We start from the raw sequence: 2,131 nt of genomic DNA, 5'->3' as shown, positions 1-2,131 counted from the left end.
ATTTTGTTTATTTTGCCGCTTTACGCATTTCAGCAATAAATTGGTCAAATAATGGCGCTACATCATGCGGCCCTGGGCTTGCTTCTGGGTGACCCTGAAAACTATAAGCCGGAGTATCTGTGCGCTTGATACCCTGCAAACTTCCATCAAACAAAGATTTATGTGTTGCTTCGATGTTACTAGGCAACGACTCTTCGTCCACCGCAAAACCATGGTTCTGACTCGTAATCATCACTTCGCCCGTCGCCAAATCTTGAACAGGGTGGTTCGCACCGTGATGACCAAACTTCATCTTGACCGTTTTTGCGCCGCTCGCTAGTGCTAACAACTGATGACCAAGACAAATACCAAACACTGGCTTTTTAGTCTCTAGAATTTCTTGAATCGCAGAAATTGCATAGCCACATGGCTCTGGGTCACCAGGACCATTAGAGAGGAACACCCCATCAGGGTTCAAAGCAAGCACTTCACTTGCAGGAGTTTGTGCTGGAACCACAGTCAATTTACAACCGCGTTCAGCAAGCATACGCAGAATATTGCGCTTCACACCAAAGTCGTAAGCAACTACGTGGAACTCAGAATCTTTTGCTTGCGCATAACCAGAGCTCAAGTCCCATTCTGCTTCAGTCCATTCATAGACTTCTTGATGCGTCACTTCTTTTGCCAAATCCATTCCCTTAAGACCAGGGAATGCTTTTGCTTTTTCTAATGCCAGTTCTTCTGAAATATTATCACCAGCGAGGATACAACCATTCTGGGCGCCCTTCTCGCGCAAAATACGCGTCAAACGACGTGTATCGATATCCGCGATCGCAACAATATTATTTTCAGAGAGATAAACATCTAATGGCTTCTCATTACGCCATGAGCTAGCAAGCAAAGGAAGATTACGAATTACTAGACCAGCTGACCAAATTTGGTCGCTTTCTACATCTTCCTCATTAACACCAGTATTACCGATGTGAGGATAGGTCAAAGTAACAATTTGTTTTGCATATGATGGGTCAGTAAGAATTTCCTGATACCCCGTCATCGCGGTGTTAAAAACAACTTCTCCAGTAGTTTCTCCATCTGCACCGATAGAGATACCCTTGAATATGGAGCCATCTTCAAGAGCTAAAATAGCGGGTTTAGTCAACACCAGTTCCTCGCGCTTGTCCAAGCAGTGTATTTTTCGTATCGAAAGAAACCGTCTTTGGCGGGCTTGAGATGCATTTAGCGAATGCTAGTTGCAAAAAAGCGAGATGAACATTTGCTCATCTCGCTTTTTATAATTCTTTCGCGTTTTTATGTACAACGCCTTATCTCAAGCGGCGGCATTGTACATATTTCACATTTTGTTGTCTATGCGATCAAAGCATTTACTGCACAAAAATTACGCGTCTCATTACTTAAGATTTAAAACATCGCGCATTTCATACAGACCGGGCTCCTGAGAATGCAACCAAGCAGCAGCACGCACCGCACCATTTGCGAACGCCATTCGACTCGATGCCTTGTGTGTAATTTCAACACGCTCTCCATCGCCCAAAAACATCACAGTATGATCACCGACAACATCACCACCGCGAACCGTTGCAAAACCAATCGTTTCTTTATTTCGTGCGCCTGTTTGGCCTTCACGTCCGTAAACAGCTACCTCACGTAGATTGCGGTCTAACCCTTCAGCTACTGATTCACCCATCGCCAAAGCCGTACCAGATGGTGCATCCACTTTATGCTTATGATGCGCTTCGTAAATTTCGACATCATAATCATCGCCTAAAATCTCTGCGGCTTTTTTCAAGAGATTAAGACACATATTCACACCCGTGCTGAAATTCGCAGCTTTACACATCGCGGCGTTCGCCTGATACGACAAAAGCAATTCTTCTTCTTCAGGAGTAAAGCCCGTTGTACCAATCACGATACCCTTGCCGTTCTCAGCACATAGTTTGGCATTTTCTAGCGTGGCATCAGGAGCAGTAAAATCGATCAACACATCAAAATCATCAATCACTTCACTCAAGTGACCCACAACACTAACGCCATTTTTACCAATCCCAGACAACTCACCTGCATCGGCACCAATCACACTACTGTCTGGCAAAACAATCGCTGCGCTTAATTCTGCTTCTGCTGATTGATGAAC

General features: G+C 44.6%; 2 protein-coding genes. Both read right to left on the bottom strand.

Annotated elements, in window-relative coordinates; translation table 11 throughout:
• Positions 1 to 7: 7 nt before the first annotated feature.
• Entirely contained in the window at positions 8 to 1,138 is a 1,131-nt protein-coding gene (gene carA, locus A3739_RS09075; protein ID WP_068478038.1) for a glutamine-hydrolyzing carbamoyl-phosphate synthase small subunit, read from the bottom strand.
• Between the two features lie 249 nt (positions 1,139 to 1,387).
• Positions 1,388 to 2,131 (bottom strand): 4-hydroxy-tetrahydrodipicolinate reductase (gene dapB / locus A3739_RS09065; RefSeq protein WP_068501069.1); only part of this gene is annotated, 744 nt, incomplete at its 5' end.

The organism is Oleiphilus sp. HI0067 (assembly GCF_001635735.1).
This window is presented reverse-complemented; position numbering and strand designations above follow the sequence as displayed.